The sequence below is a fragment of the Sphingomonas sp. BRN-1R genome, from assembly GCF_057748035.1.
Genome location: NZ_CM173236.1, coordinates 3601858 through 3623954, shown reverse-complemented (window position 1 = coordinate 3623954; position 22097 = coordinate 3601858). Strand labels below are relative to the sequence as shown.

21 protein-coding genes and 1 pseudogene are annotated in these 22097 nt (G+C 64.6%); 19 read left to right on the top strand and 3 right to left on the bottom strand.

Going from position 1 to position 22097, the window contains the following annotated elements; all coding sequences use genetic code 11:
* The first annotated feature begins 306 nt into the window (after window positions 1-306).
* From AC3ANX_RS16895 to AC3ANX_RS16865, 7 genes are read left to right on the top strand one after another with little or no spacing between them, the layout of a single operon-like run.
* The gene (locus tag AC3ANX_RS16895; protein WP_488334393.1) at window positions 307-747 is read left to right on the top strand and encodes a c-type cytochrome; all 441 of its coding nucleotides are present in this window, start codon (window positions 307-309) and stop codon (window positions 745-747) included.
* Entirely contained in the window at window positions 744-1727 is a 984-nt protein-coding gene (locus AC3ANX_RS16890) for a cytochrome c oxidase subunit II (protein WP_488334392.1), read from the top strand. Before AC3ANX_RS16895 ends, AC3ANX_RS16890 begins: the two co-directional genes overlap by 4 nt.
* On the top strand, window positions 1724-3595 hold the full coding sequence (locus AC3ANX_RS16885) for a cbb3-type cytochrome c oxidase subunit I (RefSeq protein ID WP_488334391.1): 1872 nt from the start codon (window positions 1724-1726) through the stop codon (window positions 3593-3595). Before AC3ANX_RS16890 ends, AC3ANX_RS16885 begins: the two co-directional genes overlap by 4 nt.
* Window positions 3592-4209 (top strand): cytochrome c oxidase subunit 3, encoded by a 618-nt coding sequence (locus tag AC3ANX_RS16880; RefSeq protein ID WP_488334390.1) that lies wholly within the window; start codon window positions 3592-3594, stop codon window positions 4207-4209. The genes AC3ANX_RS16885 and AC3ANX_RS16880 overlap by 4 nt, the downstream gene beginning before the upstream one ends.
* Entirely contained in the window at window positions 4200-4547 is a 348-nt protein-coding gene (locus AC3ANX_RS16875) for a hypothetical protein (RefSeq protein WP_488334389.1), read from the top strand. The genes AC3ANX_RS16880 and AC3ANX_RS16875 overlap by 10 nt, the downstream gene beginning before the upstream one ends.
* On the top strand, window positions 4544-5440 hold the full coding sequence (locus AC3ANX_RS16870; protein WP_488334388.1) for a cytochrome c oxidase assembly protein: 897 nt from the start codon (window positions 4544-4546) through the stop codon (window positions 5438-5440). The genes AC3ANX_RS16875 and AC3ANX_RS16870 overlap by 4 nt, the downstream gene beginning before the upstream one ends.
* Window positions 5430-5849: a c-type cytochrome gene (locus AC3ANX_RS16865; protein ID WP_488334387.1), complete on the top strand. Its 420-nt coding sequence runs from the start codon at window positions 5430-5432 to the stop codon at window positions 5847-5849. Before AC3ANX_RS16870 ends, AC3ANX_RS16865 begins: the two co-directional genes overlap by 11 nt.
* 396 nt (window positions 5850-6245) lie before the next feature.
* Here the strand turns inward: AC3ANX_RS16865 and AC3ANX_RS16860 are convergent, their stop codons facing one another.
* Complete coding sequence (locus AC3ANX_RS16860) at window positions 6246-7199, bottom strand: LysR family transcriptional regulator (RefSeq protein WP_488334386.1); 954 nt, start codon at window positions 7197-7199, stop codon at window positions 6246-6248.
* A gap of 327 nt (window positions 7200-7526) precedes the next feature.
* On the opposite strand from AC3ANX_RS16860, the gene AC3ANX_RS16855 reads away from it, so the two are divergent.
* From AC3ANX_RS16855 to AC3ANX_RS16800, 12 genes are all read left to right on the top strand, one after another.
* The gene (locus tag AC3ANX_RS16855) at window positions 7527-8321 is read left to right on the top strand and encodes an NAD(P)-dependent oxidoreductase (RefSeq protein ID WP_488334385.1); all 795 of its coding nucleotides are present in this window, start codon (window positions 7527-7529) and stop codon (window positions 8319-8321) included.
* A 14-nt stretch (window positions 8322-8335) separates the two neighbouring features.
* Window positions 8336-9622 carry an aromatic ring-hydroxylating oxygenase subunit alpha gene (locus AC3ANX_RS16850; RefSeq protein ID WP_488334384.1) on the top strand — a complete coding sequence of 429 codons (1287 nt, stop codon included), beginning with the start codon at window positions 8336-8338 and terminating at the stop codon, window positions 9620-9622.
* Window positions 9622-10194 (top strand): 3-phenylpropionate/cinnamic acid dioxygenase subunit beta, encoded by a 573-nt coding sequence (locus tag AC3ANX_RS16845; RefSeq protein ID WP_488334383.1) that lies wholly within the window; start codon window positions 9622-9624, stop codon window positions 10192-10194. The genes AC3ANX_RS16850 and AC3ANX_RS16845 overlap by 1 nt, the downstream gene beginning before the upstream one ends.
* Before the next feature lie 53 nt (window positions 10195-10247).
* Window positions 10248-12542, top strand: coding sequence for a TonB-dependent receptor (locus AC3ANX_RS16840; protein ID WP_488334382.1), 2295 nt, complete (start codon window positions 10248-10250; stop codon window positions 12540-12542).
* Window positions 12543-12593: 51 nt separating this feature from the next.
* Entirely contained in the window at window positions 12594-13496 is a 903-nt protein-coding gene (locus tag AC3ANX_RS16835; RefSeq protein ID WP_488336983.1) for an NAD(P)-dependent oxidoreductase, read from the top strand.
* Window positions 13497-13507: 11 nt separating this feature from the next.
* Window positions 13508-14434 (top strand): 3,5-dioxohexanoate:acetyl-CoA acetone transferase, encoded by a 927-nt coding sequence (kce, locus tag AC3ANX_RS16830; protein WP_488334381.1) that lies wholly within the window; start codon window positions 13508-13510, stop codon window positions 14432-14434.
* A gap of 35 nt (window positions 14435-14469) precedes the next feature.
* Window positions 14470-15624, top strand: a complete 1155-nt coding sequence (locus AC3ANX_RS16825) for an alpha/beta hydrolase family protein (RefSeq protein ID WP_488334380.1) — start codon at window positions 14470-14472, stop codon at window positions 15622-15624.
* A complete protein-coding gene (locus AC3ANX_RS16820) occupies window positions 15621-16658 on the top strand; it encodes an SMP-30/gluconolactonase/LRE family protein (protein WP_488334379.1) in 1038 nt (345 codons plus the stop codon). The genes AC3ANX_RS16825 and AC3ANX_RS16820 overlap by 4 nt, the downstream gene beginning before the upstream one ends.
* A complete protein-coding gene (locus AC3ANX_RS16815; RefSeq protein WP_488334378.1) occupies window positions 16655-17446 on the top strand; it encodes an SDR family NAD(P)-dependent oxidoreductase in 792 nt (263 codons plus the stop codon). The genes AC3ANX_RS16820 and AC3ANX_RS16815 overlap by 4 nt, the downstream gene beginning before the upstream one ends.
* A 150-nt stretch (window positions 17447-17596) precedes the next feature.
* Window positions 17597-18583, top strand: a complete 987-nt coding sequence (locus tag AC3ANX_RS16810; RefSeq protein ID WP_488334377.1) for a VOC family protein — start codon at window positions 17597-17599, stop codon at window positions 18581-18583.
* 34 nt (window positions 18584-18617) lie between these two features.
* Window positions 18618-18935 carry a 2Fe-2S iron-sulfur cluster-binding protein gene (locus AC3ANX_RS16805; protein WP_488334376.1) on the top strand — a complete coding sequence of 106 codons (318 nt, stop codon included), beginning with the start codon at window positions 18618-18620 and terminating at the stop codon, window positions 18933-18935.
* Window positions 18936-18938: 3 nt separating this feature from the next.
* Window positions 18939-20162: an NAD(P)/FAD-dependent oxidoreductase gene (locus AC3ANX_RS16800; protein ID WP_488334375.1), complete on the top strand. Its 1224-nt coding sequence runs from the start codon at window positions 18939-18941 to the stop codon at window positions 20160-20162.
* Window positions 20163-20253: 91 nt separating this feature from the next.
* Here AC3ANX_RS16800 and AC3ANX_RS16795 read toward each other — a convergent pair.
* Together AC3ANX_RS16795 and AC3ANX_RS16790 are read right to left on the bottom strand one after the other, a co-directional pair.
* Window positions 20254-20997 (bottom strand): annotated as a pseudogene (locus AC3ANX_RS16795) (IS5 family transposase).
* A gap of 25 nt (window positions 20998-21022) precedes the next feature.
* Window positions 21023-22087, bottom strand: coding sequence for a tyrosine-type recombinase/integrase (locus tag AC3ANX_RS16790; protein WP_488334374.1), 1065 nt, complete (start codon window positions 22085-22087; stop codon window positions 21023-21025).
* Between the last annotated feature and the right edge of the window lie 10 nt (window positions 22088-22097).

The following is a 22097-nucleotide window of genomic DNA, read 5'->3' as shown; positions in this document are numbered from 1 at the left end:
AACGCTGCCGACCCACTCTGAGCGTCCGCAACCGGGTCTTTCCTCGACCAGCAGCCCAAGCGGGAGCTACGGATCATCCAAGCGCAATGCATCGAACTCGGAGGCGTCCTGTCCTAAAGTAGTCCCGAATTGTGTGCCGACGGCTTGTACGAGACCTTCAATCGTTTGGTGCGACCAGATCTATGAGAGCATTGCTCTAAAGCCAGACGCTGGCGAGCTTCATCGCACAATCATGGATCAACGCGCCCGCCGTCGTGATTGGCTAAGTCCCGTTGCCAGAGGAGATCGCATGACGACCGCACACGCATGAACGGCAGGAGGATCACGGCGGTCGCGCTGCTGCTCACGCTCGCCGCATGCGAGCGCGAGGCGCGTGTGATCGCGTCCGATCAGCCGCAGACGCCGCCGCACGACGCGCGCGATCCGCGTGTGAGCGGTTATGAGAACAACGCATATCAGGTGTCGCAGGGCGGCCGTTATTTCACTTGGTACGGGTGCGGTCGGTGCCATGCGACCGGGGGAACGGGCGACCTGACCGGGGCAGGCGCGAACCACAAGCTGCCCTTTCTGTATGCGGCAATCGCGCGCGGTCACACCTCGGGTGCGCGTATCCCGCCCGAGCAGGTGTGGCAGATCGCCGGGTTCATCCGCAGCCTGCCGCAGATCGACCCCGCACGGCGCGAGCGGCAGGATCGTGACTTGCGCGGCGAGCCGCAGGGCGCCTCCTGGACTGGGGCACTACGATGAGGTGTGCGTGGACGTTCGCGGGGCTTGTGCCGCTCGCCGCGTGTGCGGGCCGGCAGAGCCCGCTCGCGCCGGCCGGGCTTCAGGCGGAGTGGCAGCACTGGCTGCTGATGCTGATGTTTTGGGTATGCGGCATCGTCTATGCGCTGGTGCTCGCGCTGCTCGCCGCTGCCATCTGGCGCGGGCGACACCGGCTCGCCGCCGCGCCCGATACGGCGCCGGACGACCGGCGGCTCGGCACCGGGCTTGGCGTCTGGGCGGGAGGGATCGTGGTCGGGCTGACCATCCTCATCCTCGGCAGCTTCGTGGTCGAGCGCGAACTCGCCGCCGAACGCGCGCGCGAGGCATTAGTGGTGCGCGTCACCGCGCAGCAATGGTGGTGGCGCATCCAATATCGCGGCCCCGCCGGCGGCGGCTGGATCGAGACCGCCAACGAACTGCATCTGCCCGCCGGACGCACCGCGCGGATCGAGCTTGGCTCAGTCGATGTGATCCACAGCTTCTGGGTGCCCAATGTCGCGGGCAAGATGGACGTGATCCCCGGCCGCGCCAACACGATCGACGTCACGCCGCACCGGCTCGGCTGGTTTCGCGGCCAATGCGCGGAGTTCTGCGGCGCACAGCACGCGCATATGGCGTTCGACGTGAAGGTCGACACGCCGGCGCAATTCGCCGCCTGGCTCACCGCGCAGGCCAGACCCGCGCCGCCGCCCGCCGGGGCGGCTGCGGTGGTGGCGAACGGACCGTGCGCATCGTGCCACACCATCCGGGGCACGGCCGCGCGCGGACGCGCGGGGCCGGACCTGACCCATGTCGGCGGGCGGCGCTCGGTCGCGGCGGGGACGCTGCCGATGAGCCGGGGCGCGTTGCAGGGCTGGATCGCGCAGCCGCAAGCGCTCAAACCCGGCACGTTGATGCCGGCAGTCGCACTGTCGGGCGCGCAGGCCGATGCAGCGGCACGCTATCTGGAGTCGCTCAAATGAGCCGTCTGGACAAGACCTGGGCAGACCGGCCGGGCTGGTGGGGCTTCCTCACCACCGTCGATCACAAGCGGATCGCCGCGCGCTACATCGTGACGGTGGTGGCGATGCTGTTCCTCGCCGGCATGCTCGCGCTCGATATGCGCTGGCAGCTCAGCACCGCGAACGGCACGCGGATGGGGCCGCAGCTCTATGACGAGAGCTTCTCGCTGCACGGCTCGACCATGTTGTTCCTCGTCTCGGTGCCGGTGATGGAAGCGATGGGTATCTGGCTGGTGCCGCTGATGCTCGGCGCTCGCAATCTCGCCTTTCCGCGGCTGACCGCGTTCAGCTACTGGCTGTATCTCGGCGGGGTGCTGATGCTGTGGGTGCCGCATGCGCTCGGCATCACGCCCGATCTCGGCTGGTTCGAATATCCGCCGCTGTCCGGGCCGGGCTATGCGCCGGGGCACCGTGCCGACGTGTGGGCGCAGATGATCACCTTCACCGAGGTTGCGGCGCTCTCCGCCTCGGTCAACATGGCGGCGACCATCCTCAAGATGCGGCCGCCGGGCATGACGCTGGCGCGGATGCCGTTCTTCCTGTGGTCGATGCTGATCGCCTCGTTGATGACGATCTTCGCGCTGCCGGCGGTGATGCTGGTGACGAGCATGCTGATCGCCGACCGGCTGGTGTCGACGCAGTTCTTCACGCCGGCGGGTGGTGGCGACGTGCTGCTGTTCCAGCATCTGTTCTGGTTCTTCGGCCACCCGGAGGTCTATATCATCTTCGTGCCGGCGGTCGGCTTCGTCTCGGCGATCGTCGAGGCGTTCTCAAGGCGGCCGCTGTTCGGGCATATCGCTATGGTGTTGTCGCTGATGTCGATCTCGGTGCTCGCGTTCGGGCTATGGGTACATCACATGTTTGCGGTCGGGCTGCCGCGTCTTGGCAACGATTTCTACACAGCCGCGAGCATGGCGATTGCGCTTCCGGCGGGAATGCAGATCTTCTGCTGGATCGCGACGATCTGGAGCGGGCGGCCGCGCTTCGCGACGCCGATGCTGTGGGTGATCGGCTTCATCGCGACCTTCGTGATCGGCGGACTGTCGGGCATCATGGTCGCCTCGGCGCCGCTCGACCTGCAACTGACCGATACATATTTCATCGTCGCGCATTTCCATTACGTGCTGGTCGGCGGCGCGATGTTCCCGTTGTTCGGGGCGTTCTGCTATTGGTATCCCAAGGCGACCGGGCGGATGATGTCGGAGCGGTGGGGCGTCGTCGCGTTCGCGCTGATCGTCGGCGGGTTCAACCTCGGCTTCTTCCCCATGCACATCCTCGGCCTCGAGGGCATGCCGCGCCGCGTCTATACCTATGGGCGGGAGATGGGGTGGGATGGGCTTAACCTGCTCGCGACGTTCGGGTCGGCGGTGTCGGTGCTGGGCGGGCTGGTGCTGGTGGCCAACGCGCTGCTCAGCTACTGGCGCGGCGCGTCGGCGGGGGCGGACCCATGGGGCGCGCCGACGCTCGAATGGGCCGCGCCCTCGCCACCGCCGCCGTACAATTTCGAACATACCCCGGTCGTCACCGGCATCGCGCCGCTGTGGGACCATGACGATCTGCCGGTGATGACGGGCTTAAGCGACCATGCGCGCGAGGTGCTCGTCAGCTCGGTGGTGGACGCGATCCCGCTCTATCGCCAGCACAGCCCGGCGCCTTCGATCTGGCCGCTGATCGCGGCAATTGCGGTGTCGGGGATGTTCGTCGGCAGCATCTTCACCGCCTGGGCGATCGTGTGGGGCATGATCCCAATAGCGGTCGGCCTGATCCTATGGTTCTGGCCGGTGCGCGGACGTGCCACCACCGGCCCGCTCAGGACGCGCGGACAATGACGTTGGAACGCGCCACCCGCCGCGTGGGCGATCTGTCGGGCCTGCCCGAGAGCGCGTCCGGCCCGCGCCACCTCGTCTGGTGGGGCAATATCGGCTTCATGCTGATCGAGGGCACCGGCTTCCTGCTGGCCGCCGGCGTGTACCTCTACCTCGCCACCCAGACGCCGCACTGGCCACCTGCCGGCGACGCGCTGCCCGGCCTGCTGTGGAGCGGCATCTTCACCGCAAGCCTGCTGCTGAGCGAGATCCCCAATCTGTGGCTGGCCGGCCGGGTGCGCGCGAAGGACGTGCGCGCGGTGCGGTTCGGCACCGCGCTGATGACGGTGCTCGGCATCGTGCTGGCGGTGATGCGCTGGTATGAGTTGCAGCATCTCGGCGTGCGCTGGGACCATGACGCCTATGGCTCGGCCTTGTGGATGCTGATGGTGCTGCACACGACGCATGTCGTCACCGACCTTGGCGACACCGCCGTGCTGTCGGTGTGGCTGTTCACCCATGAGGTCGGCGACGATCAGTTTGCCGACGTGGACGACAACGCCAATTACTGGAGCTTCGTGGTGCTCGCGTGGCTGCCGATCTACGTGCTGGTCTATTGGGTGCCACGATGGATGTGACCGCAGCCGAGCGGCGGCGCGAGGCGAGGCGTGCATGGTCGGGGCTGGCACTGCCGCCGCTCGCATGGATCGTGTTCGAATACGGAGCGGGCATGTCGCTGCGCGGGGGCTGCGCGGCGATCGGCGCATGGGCCGGGCCGGCGTGGGGCGCGGCGAGCGTCGCGCTGTGCATCGTCGCGGCCGTGGTTGCGCGCCCCGCCGCCGCTGCGGCTGCGGAGCGCAACCCGGCAGCGCGGCGGTGGCTGGCGCGGATCGCGATGCTCGGCGCGGGCGTGTTCGCGCTGGCGATCACGTACCAGACGCTCGCGACGCTGATCGTGCCGGGCTGCGCGCGGTGAAAAGCACGCGCGCCATCGCGCTTATAGCGCTTGCGATCCCGGCTGTCGCATCGGCGCACCATCTTGCGGCGGGTGCACCGCCGGGCTGGACGTGGGATCCGTGGATCACGGCGCCGCTGCTCCTGAGCGGCGCGGCAGCGGCGGTGGGCTGGCGGCGGCTGCTCGCGCGCGCCGCGCTCGGAGCGGCGGCGCTGCAGCGGCGTGGGGCGTGTTTCCTCGGCGGTTGGCTGGTACTGGCCGGCGCGCTGGTGTCGCCGCTGCACGAGGCAGGTGAGCGGTCGTTCGCGATGCACATGGCCGAGCACGAATTGCTGATGCTCGTCGCCGCGCCGCTGCTGGTTCTGTCGCGCCCGCTCGCGGTGATGCTATGGGTGTTCCCGCTGCCGCTGCGTCGTGCGCTGGGCGGGGCAGGGGCGAGTGCGCCGGTCAAACGCATCTGGCAGGCGCTGACCACGCCGGTGCCAGCGACCGCACTCCAGGCGGCGGCGCTGTGGCTGTGGCATATGCCAGTGCTGTTCGACCTCGCGCTCGCCGACGCCGGTTGGCACGCGGCGCAGCATGTGTCGTTCCTTGTCAGCGCCCTGCTGTTCTGGACCGCGATGCTGCGCGGCCACGACATGGCGGCGCGCGGGGTAGCGATCCTCTGCTTGTTTGCGACCTCGCTAATCTCCGGTGCGCTCGGCGCGCTGATGGCATTGTCAGCGAGCCCCTGGTATCGCGGCTATGCCGAGCTCGGCATGGCGCCGTTCGGGCTCACCCCGGCTGAGGACCAGCAGGTCGCTGGATTGCTGATGTGGGTGCCCGGCGGGCTCGTCCACGCCGCCGCCGCGCTGCTGCTGATGCGCAGCCTTTTGCGCGACCGTATGCCGGGGAGCGTCGCGCATGCCGGCTAGTCTGCGCCTCGTCGCCGCGCTCATGGTGATGGCGACCATGGCCGCGATCGCCTCCATCGCGGTGCTGCACATGCAGGACGTGGCGCATGCGCGGCTCCAGGCCGAACAGATCACCGGCGGCAGCTACGAGCGCGGCAAGGCGGCGATCGGGCGCTATGCGTGCGGTGCCTGCCACGTCATCCCCGGCGTCGGTGCCGCGCAGGGGCAGACCGGGCCGTCGCTCGCCGAGATCGCCGGTCGCGCGACGATCGCCGGGCGGCTCGCCAATCAGCCCGAGCAGATGGTGCTGTGGCTGCGGCATCCGCAGCAGGTGGTGCCGGGCAACGCCATGCCCGACCAGCGACTGAGCGAACGCGACGCACGCGACATCGCCGCCTTTCTTTATACGCTGCGCAACACGACCTATTGATCGCGCAGCGCAAGATCTTATAATGCAACGCTTATTTCATTCCTTGCTGTCTTGATGTCGGTACCGCCCCTGGATTGATCCCGATCACGAGCGTCTCGGCGCCGTCGCAGGGATAAAGAGAACCAAATGTAATCGTGCCCCTCCCGACCGCCATACCTAGTTACGCGCGTTGATCGGAGGCCTCGCAGCAGTTTCTGATTTAGTGATCGTTCCGGCATTTGCGGTTCCGCGATCGGCGTCGAGCGCTGGATCAGTGGGGTATGCGACAGTGCCTGCTCGCGTACCGACCCGACAAGACTCCGGCCACCCCCAAACGCCCATAAGATTGAACTGATCGCCGTGCAGTACGGGGATCGTGTTCGAGCGATCTTCGTCGGGTCTGGCGGTCTCCAACGGCTAGGAGCCTATGTCGCGCACGTCCTCCGCCACGAGCGCCATGGCGACATGCTCCAGGGTTCTGGCCATCCAACGATGGCCAGGATCGGCATCGTTGCGCCGATGCCAATACAGCCTTTCCTCCAGGATCGGCATTTCGAACGGAACCGGCATTGCGCGAACCTTGTAGATGTTCCCCTTCAGGTTGATCAGCAAGGAAGGCAGAATGGTCGCCATGTCGGTTCGTCCGACTGTCTCCAGGGTGAGCTGGAAGTTGGGTAACCAGCCGCTGACATGGGGTTGTTTGGGCTGCTGACGCCAGAGCTGTTCGCTCACGCCCTCGATGACGCCGCCAAACCGGGTTTCCAAATACCCCATCGCACATAGCGCATCGAAGGAGATCGTCGATCCGGCCTGTTCGTTATCCGCGGCTACCGCGACGACGAATCTATCCGTGAACAGCATGCTGGACGCCAGCGCCTCGTTCTGCGTTCCGAGGTGGTCGATCAGCCTGGCTGAAATGGTGATCGCAAAGTCGATCTGCCCCTCGACGATCCGGTCGAGCGTACGGGCGCCCAGCTCTTCGAAATGGACGCTGATCGCCGGCGCGACCGAGCGCAGGTGCAGGATCAGCGGCGTGGCGAGTAACTCGCAGCAATAGCTCGTCGCGGAAATGCGGAACACGCGCCGGACTGTGGTGGGATCGAACTCGCTCGCCGGAGCACTGAGTTCGCGAACCTGCAACAGGATGTTCTTCACTGGTCCGGCGAGCTCGCGGCCTCTTGGTGTGAGTTCCATGTGGCGTCCGATGCGTTCCAGCAACGGATCGGAAAAGTGCTGGCGCAGCTTGAGTAACGCGCCGCTCATGCCCGATTGCGAGATGTGGATGCGTTCGGCCGCGCGAGTGACGTTGCGTTCGGTCAGCAGAGCGTCGAGCGCGATGAGCAGGTTGAGATCAAGGCCTTGCAGATGCATTGAGTGTCATCTTCTCCTGTGAGACAGCGGCGGTGCCGCCGCTTTTCGAGCGATCATATACGGAATGTCCGGAGTGGCCAGCACCCCGCTTCTCCCCCGCGCGCCGCAATGCCGGTCGCGCAACGATCTGTCCGCGCGATTCCTCATATCCTGACAAACGATTTCCGCCGCCAGCCGGGTTTGGCGATGCTCGTCGGCAGAAAAGATCGGTTGGAGAGGAAAGCATGAGAACGATGACGCATCGATCGTTTGCGTCGCCGGTCGAGCCGGAGCGGTGTGCTGCCGTGCGAAGCGAACGTGTCTATCCAGTGCCGGTTGGGGCTTGATATGCGCCTTGGTTTCGTAGGACTCGGCGTTCAAGGTCTGCCGCTCGCGCTCAATCTGCTTGACGCAGGCCACGAACTGCACGGTTTCGATGTCGCGGAAGCGCCGCTCGCCGCGCTACGCGACGCCGGCGGCTTGGTCGCCGGCTCCGTCGCCGAAGTGGCGGGAGCGAGCGATATCGTATTCGTCTGCGTCGCAACCGATGCGCAGGTTGAGGCCGTGGTCGGCGGGCCGGACGGGGTGTTCGCGCACGGACGCACCGGCATCGTGGTGGTAAATCACAGCACCGTCAGCGCCGAAACGATAGCGTTGCTGATCGGTGCAGCGCAGGCCGCTGGTTCCCGGCTGGTCGACGCACCCGTCAGCGGAGGCGCGCGCGGCGCCGAACAACGCACCATGTCGTTCATGGTTGGCGGGGACGACGACGTTCTGGAACTGTGCGAGCCGCTTTTCCGGCTTTCCGGCCGGACGATCCTCAAGACCGGCCGCACGGGCACCGCGACGATCGGCAAGCTCGCGCATCAGGTTACGATCATCGGCAACATACTGGCGATGGCCGAAGGCATGCGGCTTGGCGTCGCGGCCGGACTAGCGCCGGAGATGGCGAAGGAGATCATCACCGGCGGACTGGCGCGCAGCTTCATCGCGGAGACGTGGGGCGAGATCAAAATGGCGCCTCATGCCATCCCGATCTACGCCAAGGATCTGGAGAACAGCCTCAATCTCGCACGGGAACTCGGCATCGACTTGCCGGGTGCGACCCTCATGCGAGAGCAATTGTCCGTCATCGTACCCTGATCGAGGAAGCGATTATGAATATCGAGACACATCTCAGCACCAACTCGCACCCACTGGTGGACCGCAATCGCGACCGCGTCAGTCGCAAGATCTTCCATGATGCGGAAATCTACGAACAGGAACTGGAACGGATCTTCCGAACCTCCTGGCTTCTCGTCGGCCACGAAAGCCTGATCCCCAATGTTGGCGATTTCTTCCTGTCGCGCATGGGCGAGGATCAGGTCATCCTCTCGCGCAGCCGCGACGGCAAGGCAAACGTCTTCCTCAACACCTGCCGTCACAAGGGCATGCGGGTATGCCGGTATGACGAGGGCAATACCAAGCTGTTCTACTGCCCCTATCATGCCTGGTCGTACGATCTGAACGGCGATCTGAAGGGTGTGCCGGAAAGCGACAGCTTCCCGCCATCCTTCGACAAGAAGGATTGGGGGCTTATCAAGGTCGCCAAGGTCGCGTCGTTCCGCGGCACGATCTGGGCGACGTGGAATGCCGGCGCGCCGTCGTTTGAGGATTACCTCGGCGATGCCAAGGAGGGGTTGTGGAACGGCCTGGGGCCGTGGGACGGCGGCGACGGGGAGGTCGAGGTGTATGGCGGCGTGCAGAAGTGGAACATCCCCTGCAATTGGAAATTCGTGTCCGAAAATTCCGGTGGCGATCCGCTCCACAACATCAGCCACATGTCGACCGACCTTTCCAAAATAGGGCCGCGCGAAGGTGTCGGTCGGCGTGATCCGTTCGGGGAACTGTTCCTCACCGCGACCAACAATGGCCACGGACTGATTTTCGAGAAGGTTCCACTCGACCAGCCGCGCAACCATTATCAACTCTCCAAGATCACCTCCGAATATTTTGAGGATGCGTGGCGTCGCCGCATCGACCGGCTGGGCGCTAAGGCGGGCTCGCCGATGGTGCTCGCCAACATTTTCCCGAACGCCGGCTTCCACACGCAGCAACCCCGCGTGTTCCTGATGGCGCACCCGAACGGACCTCGCTCGTGCCAGGCGTGGCGGATGTTCTTCGTCGACAAGGATGCGCCACAGGAGGCGAAGGATTTCCTGCGCTCCTACTACATCTCCTACAGCGGCCCAGGCGGCATGACCGAGCAGGACGACATGGAGAACTGGAATTACGCGTCCGAGGGCGCGGGCGTGCGCGCCGCGCGCGATGCGCCGTTCAGCTATGTCGCCGACACCGGCAGCTACGAGGATCCGTTCATTCCGGGCAAGGTCAGCAAATGGTGGATGACGGAGCGCAACAACGTCGCTTTCTATCACGCCTGGGCCGATCGGATGGGTTACTGATGGAGGCCGCGACGATGGACATGGAAACACGCCGCCCGAGCGCTGCGCCCAGCGTCGAAGATCTCCTGCTGGCGCGCGAAGTCGAGGAGTTCCTCTACCGCGAGGCCGACACGATCGACGGACGGCATTTTGAGCCGTGGCTGGACTTCTTCACCGACGACATCCGCTACTGGGTGCCGATCCGAAAGAACCTGCCGTTCAATCAGCGTTTCGAGGATGCGACGGACAGTCATCAATCGGCCTGGATCGACGACAATCGCATGACCCTCGTCGCGCGCGTTTATCAGGTGCTCACCAAGATCCATTGGGCGGAGGAGCCACTCTCGCGCGTGTCGCACATCGTCTCGAACATCTATGTCGACCGCGTGGAACAGACCGAGCGCGGTGAGGAAATCGTCGTCAAAAGCAAGCTCATCGTCCATCGCTCACGCCTTGAAGAGGCCGGAGAGTTTCTGGTCGGGAAGCGCGAGGACAGGATCCGGCGGACGGAGGGTGGCCTGAAGATCTGCTGGCGCAAGATCCTGATCGATCAGGCGACGCTGAGCGCAAAGAACCTGTCCTTCTTCCTCTAGTACGGCGATCACGTCGGCTGAGACGGACACAAAAAGATAAAGGGATTGGATGCATGAAAAAGGGCAATATTGCTTTAGGCGCTGGTCTGTTCGCGAGCGTTGCTGCATATCCGTTCGCTGCAATCGCGCAAACCAGTGGCGTGACGGAGAGCGGTAACACTGCGGCACCGCTTCAGGATAGCGGCAGCGCCGCGACCGAGCCGCCCGCAGCCGCTTCGGTGCAGCAGGAACAAACCGCGAGCGACGTGCCTGGCGACATTATCGTCACGGCTTTGCGCGGCAACACGGTGCTTCAACGCACGCCGGCGGCGGTGACGGCGCTGTCGGGTGCGGAGCTTTCGTCGCGGGGCATTGCGACCGTCGAGGATCTCGCGGCGGTCGTCCCGGCGGTGTCGTTCGGCAAGAACATCGGGCAAGTCAGCATCTCGGTGCGCGGGATCGGCTCGGACGGCGTGTCCGCACTGCAGGATCCGCGCGTCAGCTTCTACCAGGACGGCGTCTACATCGCGCGTCCCGACGCGCAGAACGCCGGATTGTTCGACGTCGAAAGCGTGCAGGTGCTTAAAGGCCCGCAAGGCACGCTTTATGGCCGCAACGCGACGGGCGGCGCTGTGGTGGTGACGAGCGCCCGCCCGAGCTTCGACACGAACGGTTATGTTCGGGCGGGCTATGGCAACTATAACGCCGCGAATTTGGATTTCGCGGTGGGCGGCCCCGCGTCCGAGACGCTGGCTGTCCGGGTCGCCGGCCATTACAGCCGGCACGACGGCTATGGCCGCAACGTTGTGACCGGATCGAACATTGATAACGAAGATCAGATGGGCGTGCGCGCATCCGTGCTGTGGAAGCCGGTCGAGGGCCTCGAATTTCTGACGATCGGCGATTACGCTTATGAATCCGATAGCGGCAACGCGTTGCACTATTTCGGGCAGGCACAACCGGGGCTGGTCCCGCGCGGCCTGCTGCTCGGCGGAACGACGTTGCAGCGAAGCCGCGACATCGCCAGCGACAATGATCCCGCGCTGTCGCTCCGAAGCTACGGCGTGACCGAGCAGATCACCTATGACGCGGGCTGGGGCAAGATCAAGTCGATCACCGGCTACCGCGAGGTATCGACGTCGAACACAGTGGACGTGGACGGGACCAGCCTTCAGCTCGGTATCGACCACCTGTTCGACAACGCCAGCCAGGTCAGCCAGGAGGTGACGATCGACGGTAAGTTCGGCCGGCTCGGCTATCTCATCGGCGGCCAGTATTTTCATGAAAATATCGGCCCTGCCGGCACCGAGATACCGCTGAGCGGCCGCCTGTTCGGGGGGACGGCTGCGCTCACCGATGGATTCGCGACGCTCGGCTATCAAAGGACCAACAGCTTCGCGGGCTACGGCCAGCTCTCCTACGAGATCATCGACGGGCTGACCCTCACCGGCGGCGGCCGCTACAGCACCGAGAAGAAGGACATCAACAACACGTTCCAGCTCGATCGCTCGCGGCCCTATACTCCGGGCTTCAACGATATCACCCCAAACCCGGGCTATCCGCGCATCGATTCCGCGCGCTTCTCCCGCTTCACGCCAACGGCGTCGGTCACGTATCAGGTGACGCCGCAGGTTTTCGCGTTCTTCAACTATAGCCAAGGCTTCAAGAGCGGCGGCTATGCCATCGGCGACAACCGGCCGGCGTATCGCCCCGAGAAGATCACCGATTATGAGGGCGGCATCAAGACGACCCTGCTCGGCGGCGCGCTGACCGCGAACATCATCGGCTTCCACTACGACTATACCGATCTTCAGGTGACGTTGGTGCGCAGCAACCAGACCTTCATCGAGAATGCGGCCGGAGCGACTGTCGACGGTTTCGAGTTCGAAGGCTCGGTCCGTCCGATGCATGGCCTCGCCATCGGCGGCAACGTCGCCTATGTTTACGCGCGGTATCAGGATTACTCGACCAGCGATCCCAGCAAGCCTGCGAACACGCCGGCTGAGGATTTGTCGGGCAATCGGCTGTCGCAGGCGCCCAAGGTCACGTTTCTCGTCTATGCCGACAAGACGTGGGACATCGGCGACTACAAGCTGAAGCTGCACGGCGAATACTCGTATAAGGGCAAGCAGTTCTTCACGCCGTTCAACAACGATCTTGTTGCGCAAGGCAGCTACGGCATCGGTTCCGCCAGCGTGCGGCTCGAGAACGTCGCAGGGTGGTCGGTCGAAGGTTGTATTCGCAACATCGGCAACACGTTGGCTGCGTCGCAGCTTTACGTATCGTCGCTCGGCCTGTTCAACGCGCCGGTACTCGGTACGTTCACCCCGCCGCGCACCTACGGCGTCACACTCGGCTACACTTTCTGAAACGCGCGCCGCTGCGATCCCGGCATCGCTGCCGTGGATCGCAGCTTGCGTGTGCTCGGGCGCGCAAGCGTTCGCAGCGAAACGCTTATACTGAGGAGGTCATTTCATGCGCGCTATCCGCGCTTGCGCCCGCAACAAGACGGCATCCACATGCGGGTAGGTTTCGTCGGCCTCGGCTTTCAAGGAAAGCCGCTCGCGCGCAACATCGTCGATGCCGGCTACCCGCTCACCGTCTACGATCTTCGCGCGGACCCGGTGCGGGAGCTGGCCGCGGCCGGTGCGGTCGTGGCGGTGTCGCCGGCCGGCGTTGCGGAGGGGAGCGACCTCGTGATCGTCTGTGTCGTCGATGATGCGCAGGTGCTGGAAGTTCTCGCTGGCGAAGGCGGCATTCTCGCAGGCGCAAGAGCAGGGATGATCGTGGCGGTGCACAGTACGATCGCGCCGGCAACCATGAGCGAGGCCTCGCGGCTGGCTGCTGCGCAGGGGGTAGTGCTCGTCGATGCGCCGGTCAGCGGGAGCGCCAAAGGCGCGATCGACAAAACCATGTCGTACATGGTCGGCGGTCCTGCGGAGGCGGTGGAGGCATGCCTCCCCGTGTTCCGCGCGTCCGGCCCGAGCGTGACGCTGACGGGCGATGTCGGCTCCGCCACCGCCGCTAAGATCGCGCACCAGCTCGTGTGCTGCGTGACCATGATGGCCGTGTCCGAAGGACTGCGCCTCGGCGTGAGCGCCGGCGTACCCCGCGACGTGCTGCTCGAGGTGTTCCACGCCGGTTTTGCGCAAAGCCGTGCTGCCGACATGTGGCCAGAGCTTGACCTGCATCCGCGCGCGACACCGATTTTCGACAAGGATCTGCGCGCCGCGCTGAGCTTGGGAGCGGATGTGGGCGTGGAGACTCCCGCCGCCGCGCTGTGCCGCGACAGGCTCGCCGCGATCCTGCCGCGCTTCGATTAAGGAGATAGAGATTGGCGAAAGTCATCATCAGTTGCGCGGTAACGGGTTCCGCGCACACGCCTACCATGTCGGACGCGCTGCCGATAACGCCCGAACAGATTGCGGCGCAGTCGATCGAAGCCGCCGCCGCGGGCGCGGCGATCCTGCACCTGCACGCCCGCGTGCCCGAGGATGGTCGTCCGACGGGCGATCCCGATGTCTATGCCCGTTTCCTGCCGGTGATCCGGCAACAGACGGATGCGGTGATCAACATCACAACCGGCGGTGCGGCGACCATGCCGGTGGCCGAGCGGCTTGCGGCGGCAGCGCGCTTCAAGCCCGAACTTTGCTCGCTGAACATGGGCTCGATCAACTTCGCGTTTTTTCCAGCGGCCAAGCGGATCAGCACATGGAAGCATGATTGGGAGCGCGATTACGTCGTTGACTCCGACGACTATATCTTCCGCAACACCTTCCGCGATATCGCGACGATCCTGTCGACCATGAACGACGCGGGCACCAAGTTCGAACATGAGTGCTACGACGTCGGCCATCTCTACAATCTCGCGCATTTCGTTGATCGTGGCTTGGTGAAGACGCCGTTCTTCGTTCAGATGATCTTCGGCATCCTGGGTGGCATCGGCGCCGATCTCGAAAACCTCTTCGTGATGAAGGAAACCGCCGACCGCCTGTTCGGTCGCGGCTCCTATCAATGGTCTGTACTCGCCGCAGGTCGGCACCAGATGTCGTTCCTGACGCAGGCGGCGCTGCTCGGCGGGCATGTCCGCGTCGGTCTGGAGGACAGTTTGTTCATCGAACGCGGCGTTCTTGCAGCATCCAACGCCCAGCAGGTCGGCAAAATCGTGCGCATCCTGCATGAAATGGGTCACGAGCCGGCCAGCCCGGAAGATGCCCGCATCATGCTTGGGCTCAAGGGCGGCGACCTTGTCGATTTCTGACCGCGCCGCCGCGTAATTCTATCGGGAGCAGCACCGTGTACGAACCCTTCCCCGGCAATTATGTCTGGAACCTTTCGGTCAACATCTGCCTCAACATGGGCGGCGTGATGGGAGAGATCGACCCCGCCAACGACCGGGTGCGCGCGGTGGCCGGTACCAATCCCGATCACGGCACCGAAGCGTTCTTCTCCGCTTGGGGCGACCTGGGCGAGCGTGTGCTCGGGTTGGCGGCGGCAGCCGATGCGGCCGGCCACGCCGTCACGGCTGCCGAGAAATACGGCCGCGCCGCCGCCTATCTGATCACCGCCGAGCGCATGCAGAGCCGCGACTTCGCGCCTCGCAAGGCGATGTACGCGACCATGCTCGACGCCATGCGGCGCTTCTACGCAACGAGCGATCTTGGCGCAGCGCGGGTGACGTTTTCGTATGAGGGCGCGCACCTGTCCGCTATCTTCATCCCCGGGCGGGGCGAGGGGCCGCGTCCGTGCATGATCTTCTGCAACGGGCTCGACAGCACCAAGGAGATGGTCACGCTGGCGCTTCGGGATCGCTTCGCGCAACGCGGCATCTCGGTGCTGGTGATCGATCAGCCCGGCGTGGGCGAGGCGCTGCGCCTCGACGGGCTGACGGCGGTGTACGATACTGAACGCTGGGCGAGCGCCGCCGTCGATTATCTCGAAACGCGCCCCGACGTCGATCTAGGGCGAATCGGCATGATGGGATGGTCGATGGGCGGGTATTATGCGCCGCGCGCACTTGCCTATGAGCCGCGCTTCGCGATCGGCGCGGTGTGGGGCGGCAATCACGACTGGGGCGGCCACCAGAAAGCGCGTCTCCAGCGCGAAGGCGACATGCCCGTACCGCATTACTGGGATCACGTCATGTGGGTGTGGGGCGAGACGGACCTCGGCAGCTTCATGACGCTGATGGAGAAGGTCAACCTCAACGGGCATCTCGACAGGATCCGCGTGCCGTTCCTCGTCACGCACGGCGGCAACGACCGGCAGATCCCGCTCAAATACGCCGAGCAAAGCTTCGCTCAGGCGGTCAACAGCCCGGATCGGGAAATCAAGGTCTTCACCGCCGAAGAGGGCGGTACCGAGCATTGCGGCGCGGACAATATGGAGCCGGTGCAGAACTTCATCGGCGACTGGCTTGCCGACCGCTTTGCACGGATGCCGGCGGCATGACGCTTCTTCGGACGGGGCGCGGGCCTAATCCGCTCAAGGGCTTCCAGGTCGATCCCGCAGCGATCCGGCATGTTGGGCGCGATCTGCAACGGCCCGAGTGCATCCTTGCGGAGGCTGATGGCACGCTGTGGTCGGCGGATGCGCGGGGCGGCGTGATGCGGATCGATCCCGACGGCACGCAGACCCTCGTCACGCAGGAACCCGACGCGCACTTCGACCTCGCCGGATCGGCTGCCGACAGCCTGCTTCGGGGCACGTTGCCGAACGGCCTCGCATTTGATGCCAACGGCGATTTCCTGATCTCCAATTTTGGCACCGATCGATTGGAGCGCATGACGCGGCGCGGCCGTACCAGCGTTCTTCTCGACACGATCGACGGGCGCGCGCTGGGCAAGGTAAACTTTGTCCTCAGGGATCGCCGGGACCGCGTCTGGATCACCGTTTCCACCACGATCAATCCGTGGAGCGATGCGATCCGCAACGACTTGGCCGACGGAGCGCTAATCCTGCTTGATGAGCGCGGCGCGCGCGTGGTCGCCGACGGCTTTCACTTCACCAACGAAATACGCTTCGATGCGAACGAAGAATGGATTTACGTTGCGGAGACCACCGCCAAGCGCGTGACAAGGCTCCGCATCCAGAACGACGGGTCGCTGAGCGACCGCGAAGTTTATGGGCCTTCGTCGCTCGGCGACGGGCTGGTCGATGGCATCTGCTTCGACGCGTACGGCAATCTGTGGGCGACCATGATCTTCGCGGACCGGCTGGTGGCGATCACGCCCGAGGGTGAGCTGCTCGAACTGCTGGACGATGGAAACCGTGAAGGAACGCGCATGGTCGAGGAGGTGTTCGCCAGCGGACGCGCGGTGCCGTTCGACGTGCTGATGCGCTCCGGCGGATCGACTTGCCCGTGGCTTGCCAGCGTGACGTTCGGCGGCGCGGACCTGCGGACAGTTCACCTCGGCGGCTTGCGTAGCACCACCATTCCTACCTTCGTGAGCCCGGTCGCCGGACTGCCGATGGTGCACTGGTGAGCGCGGTGGCAGACCTGCCGCTGCTCGCGGGCAAGCGCATCCTCATCACGGGCGCGGCAAGCGGAATCGGGCAAGGTGCGGCACACGCCTTCCGCCGCTTCGGCGCGGAGATCTTCGTTTGCGACCTCGATCCCGCCGCGCTCGCCGACGCATGGCCCGACCTTTCGAACGATCGCCGCGCGGCGCTCGACGTCACGGATGAGGCAGGTTGCGAGCGGTGCGTCGCGCAGATGACGAACGCGCTTGGCGGGATCGACGGCGTGTTCAACTCCGCAGGCATTGCCAATCCGGTTCGTCCCGCGCTCGACGTGGACATCGATGCGTGGCAGCTGACCGTTGACGTGCACCTGCGCGGAAGCTTCTGCGTCGCGCGGGCGGCGGGCCGACTTATGGTGGAGCAACGATCCGGCGCGATGGTGCTGGTGTCGTCCGTCAACGGGGTCAACGGCATCCCGCGCCGACACGCCTATGGGCCGGCCAAGGCGGCGATTGCGCAACTCGCCCGCACGCTCACATGCGAATGGGCGAGCCACAACGTCCGGGTCAACGCGATCGCCCCGACCTATATCAACACGCCGATGATCGAGCGGCTCGCGCGCGACGGCAAGGTGGATGTCGCCCGGCTGGAACGCCGCACGCCGATGGGCCGGATCGGGGAGGTGGACGACGTGGCCAACGCGGCCGCTTACCTCCTGTCCGACCTCAGCGCGTACGTCACCGGGGTCAACTTGCCGGTCGATGGCGGCTGGCTAGCTTATGGCGGGCCGGGCGATGTGCTGACCGCGTGAGCGGGCGGGGACGCTCAGCGGCCCCAGGGTTGCGGCCGCAGCGGCATCGTCGAAGCTGATGCCGGCCATCGCCACAAAGGATTTCTCGCGGGCGACCCGGCCTATTTATCCCATCTCAAACTACAAAGACATGTTCTGAGGAGAAGCGCAGTGGCGATCGTCGGCATCGAGAGACTCGTCTACGGAGTGGAGAATGTCGAAGAATCGACACGCTTCTTCGCCGATTTTGGTCTGCGCCAGCGGGAAGGTACGGCGGAAGGCAGCGAGTTCGAGCTGGTCAACGGCGCGCGCGTCGTCGTCCTGCCGCTCGGCCATCCCGCGCTTCCCGCCGCTAGCCGCGTGGTCGGGAAGGGCGTTCAGGAGGTGGTCTGGGGCGTCGATACGCCGGCCGCGCTCGCCGAATTGCGCACGCGTGTCGAGGCGGCCGTCCCGGTCGAGTGGGACGGGGAGCAGGTGCGCTTCGTGACACCGTTCGGCGTGCCGATGGCGTTGCGGGTGTGGACGCCGCGTCCGGTGGTGTGCGCGCCCGATCCAGCGAACGCGCCCGGCAAGGTCGAGCGGCTCAATCGCCCGCGGCGATGGCGTCTCGCCGCCACGCCGCGCATGATTACTCATGTCGTGTTCGCGGTGCCCGACTATGACACGGTGTACCAGTTCATGGTGGACGTGCTGAACTTCCGCCGCACCGACCAGCAGAACGGCTTCGGCAACTACCTTCGCGCCGACGGGACGAACAATCATCACAACATCCTGTTGCTCAACGCGAACGCACCCTTTGCGGGCATGGACGGCCAAACCCGCTTCCACCACGCCAACTTCGCGCTCGAGGATCTGGACGAGATTATGATCTCGGTAAACGGCATGATCCGCAAGGGCTGGAAACCGTCGGACCAGGGGCTTGGGCGGCACCGTGTCGATTCGGCGCTGTTCTACTATTTCGGATGCCCGGCCGGCGGCGAGGCCGAATATGGCGCAGATGCCGACTATGTCGATGACAATTGGGTGCCGCGCGAGTGGACCAATCCGTTGTTCGGCTACGCGCACTTCGTCCACAACCTGCCGCCGTTCCTGATGCACGAGCCGGAATGGGCGTTCCGCTACATCACCGGGATCGAACCGCGCGAGCACGCGCACTGATCTCCATCCTCAAAGATTGATTGGACCGCACTCGATGATCCGTTTGACAGTGAAGACGCGCGACGGTGTCGCACACGCAGTGGAAGGCGCGCCCGGCCGCACGCTGATGGAGGCGATCCGCAAAGCCGAGATCTATGAACTCGTGGCGATGTGCGGGGGCTCCTGTTCCTGCGCGACCTGTCACGTCTTCGTTGAGGCAGGGCCGGGCGGGATCGACGTTCCCGCCAACGATGAGGAGAGCGACCTGCTCGATAGCTCAGATTTCCGTGCCGCGAACTCGCGCTTGTCCTGTCAGATCGTGCTGGACGCCGATCTCGAAGGTCTGGTCGTTCAGATCGCGCCCGAGAGCTGACCCGTGGAGACCGCCGATGTCGTCATCGTGGGTGCGGGCCACGCCGGCGCGGCCGCCGCGATCGCGCTGCGCCAGACCGGCTTTGCCGGAAGCGTCACCGTGATTGGCCGCGAGCCAGAACTCCCATATGAGCGCCCGCCACTTTCAAAGGACTATCTGTCACGCGGCAAGGTCTTCGAACAACTGTTGATTCGGCCCGCACATTTTTGGGACGAACGCCACATCACGATGATGCTGGGGCGTGAAGTTGTCACGGTCGATCCTACGCATAAACGAGTGAGCCTGTTGGACGGCGCGAAGGTGGCTTATGGCACGCTGATTTGGGCAGCGGGCGGTGATCCGCGCCGACTGTCATGCGGGGGTGCCGATCTGGCCGGCGTGCACGCGGTGCGGACCCGCGCCGACGTCGACCGGCTGATGAAAGAACTCGATGCCGGCGCCACGCGCGTGGTCGTGATCGGCGGCGGCTATGTCGGGCTGGAGGCGGCGGCGGTCCTGCGCAAGCTTGGCTGCTCGGTCGTGCTCTTGGAAGCGCAGTCGCGTGTTCTTGCGCGGGTGGCGGGAGTGGAGCTTTCCCGCTTCTACCAAAGCATCCACCAGTCACATGGCGTTGAAATACGTACCCGCGCCTTGGTGAAGTGTATAGAGGGGCAAAACGGCCGCGTGTCTGAGGTCGTCACGGCGGATGGCGGTACAATACCGGCCGATCTAGTGATCGTAGGGATCGGCATCGCCGCCTGCGTCGGGCCGCTCATCACGGCGGGTGCAGCCGGCGGTAACGGCGTAGATGTCGATGAATGTTGTCGCACGAGCCTGCCGGATGTGTACGCAATCGGCGATTGCGCGGCCCACGCCAACGTCTTCGCCGGAGGAACAATCATTCGGCTCGAATCGGTCCAGAACGCTAATGACATGGCGGTCGCTGCTGCCAAGTCAATTTGTGGCATGCCGACCCCGTACACGGCGACACCCTGGTTCTGGTCGAATCAATTTGATCTAAGGCTACAGACCGTTGGGCTCTCGACCGGACATGACAAGACCGTTCTAAGAGGCAATTCCGCAACGGGTTCTTTTTCGGTCGTCTATCTGCGCCGCGGCAGGTTCGTTGCGATCGACTGTGTAAACCGCCCTAAAGATTATGTGCAAGCAAAGCGGCTGGTGCAAGCCTCGGCTGTTGTCGACCCCGAGCTTTTGGCTGATCCGGCCACACCGCTCTGCGACATGTAGGACTCGGATTCGAAACTAAGCAGTTGACTTAGTGCGCCTTGCTAAGCGGCGGGTCAGGAGTTGGACCGAGGCTAGGGTCAGGACTCATTGGTCATAGCCAGAAGATGACGGTGGCCGCGAGGGCGACGGCAGAGAAGAAGACGGTTGGGCACCGGTCATAGCGAGTGGCGACGCGGCGCCAGTCCTTTAGCCTGCCAAACATGATCTCGATGCGGCTCCGGCGCCTGTACCGGCGCCTGTCGTATCTGACCGGCTCATCGCGCGATCTGCGGCCTGGGATGCAGGGCTGGATGCCCTTGGCTTCCAAGGCGTCCCTGAACCCGTCGGCGTCATACCCTCGGTCGCCGAGCAGCCACTGTGCCTTGGGCAGATCGTCGAGCAGCGCTGCCGCGCCGGTGTAGTCGCTGACCTGCCCGGCGGTCATAAAGAAGCTCAAGGCCGCCCGTCCGCATCACTGACGGCGTGCAGCTTGGTGTTCATGCCGCCTTTGGTGCGGCCGATCACCCTTTTTAACCCTCAGGCTCGATGCCGTGCGGTGTGCCTTCAGGTAGGTCGCGTCGATCATGACCGTTTTCGGCACGGCTTCCGCTGCCGCAAGCCCCTCCATCATGCGCAGGAAGACACCCCTCTCGCCCCACCGCTTCCAGCGATTGTAGAGAGTTTTGTGCGGGCCATAGTCCGTCGGCGCATCACACCAGCGCAGCCCGTTGCGATTGACGAAGACGATGCCGCTCAGCACCCGCCGGTCGTCCACTCGCGGCTTGCCGTGGCTCTTGGGGAAGTACGGCTGCAGGCGCGCCATCTGCTCATCCGTCAGCCAGTACAGGTCGCTCATTCACGGTCTCCTCACAGAGCCTGAATCAGATCGCGTCTCTCACATCAATGGGTCCTGACCCTAGTAGCTGAAAGCCGGTCGCTACAGTGCGACGCAGATCGTGCAGGCGCCATCCTGTGACCGGATCACCCCCGTCCTCCGTCAGCAGTCTGTCGATCTTCTTCTTGCCTTTGTCATAGGCCATGAACCCCTGACCGGTTGAAGTTGCGAATACTCGGCCGCGACGCGGCCAATCTTGGCCTCGAGCGAGCTTGTCGAGTTCCGCGATTGCAAGGTCGTTGAGTGGCACCGTGTTGGGTTCGCCATTCTTGGCGCGCTCACTCGGGAGGCGCCAGAGCCGTTCCTTGCGGTTCAGTTCTGCCCACGTGAGGCTGGGAACCTCTTCCCGGCGTTGACCCGTGAGGATGAGGAGGCGGACAATAGGTCCGAAGCAGTGATGGGTTTGCGGGGCGATTGTCCAAATTCTCCGCAGTTCTTCGTCGGACAGCCAGCGGTCTCGAGCCTTCACCGCCGGAGGGACTTCCATGCCCTCCATCGGACTCCGCTCGACATCGCCGCGGCTTATTGCCCATTTGAAGAGCCGTCGAAGGACAGCAAACACGTTACGCCGGTTCGCTTGCTGACCCGGTGGCATCTTGTCGAACACCTCGACGACGTCGACGCGGGTGATCTTCGGCAGCGGTTTGTTCCGAAGGACAGGTTTGATGTGAAGCCGCAGACCCTGCTCCACGACTCGGCCCCAGCCCTCAGCGTCGCATGACGCAGTGAAGCGATCTGCGTAGTTCGAGAAAGCGAGATCGACTGCTTCACGCCGCCGCTGTTTTTCCGCGTCGGCAGGATCGATGCCCTGTGCGATTAGAATCTGCAGACGCTCCGCTTCCGCCCTGGCTGTGACCGGCGTCCAGGGTGAACCGTGGCTGCCGATCGTGTAGCGGCGGGTCTTCGCCTCGCGGCCGCCCATGCGAAATTGCAGCACATAGGTCGCTCCGCCCGACGACGACGTCCGTACGCCGAACCCCTTCAGATTAGAGTCCCAGAGATAGCCGTCGACGTTCGACGCCAGAAGGGCATCGATGGTCCGTTTGGTCACTTTTCCAGTT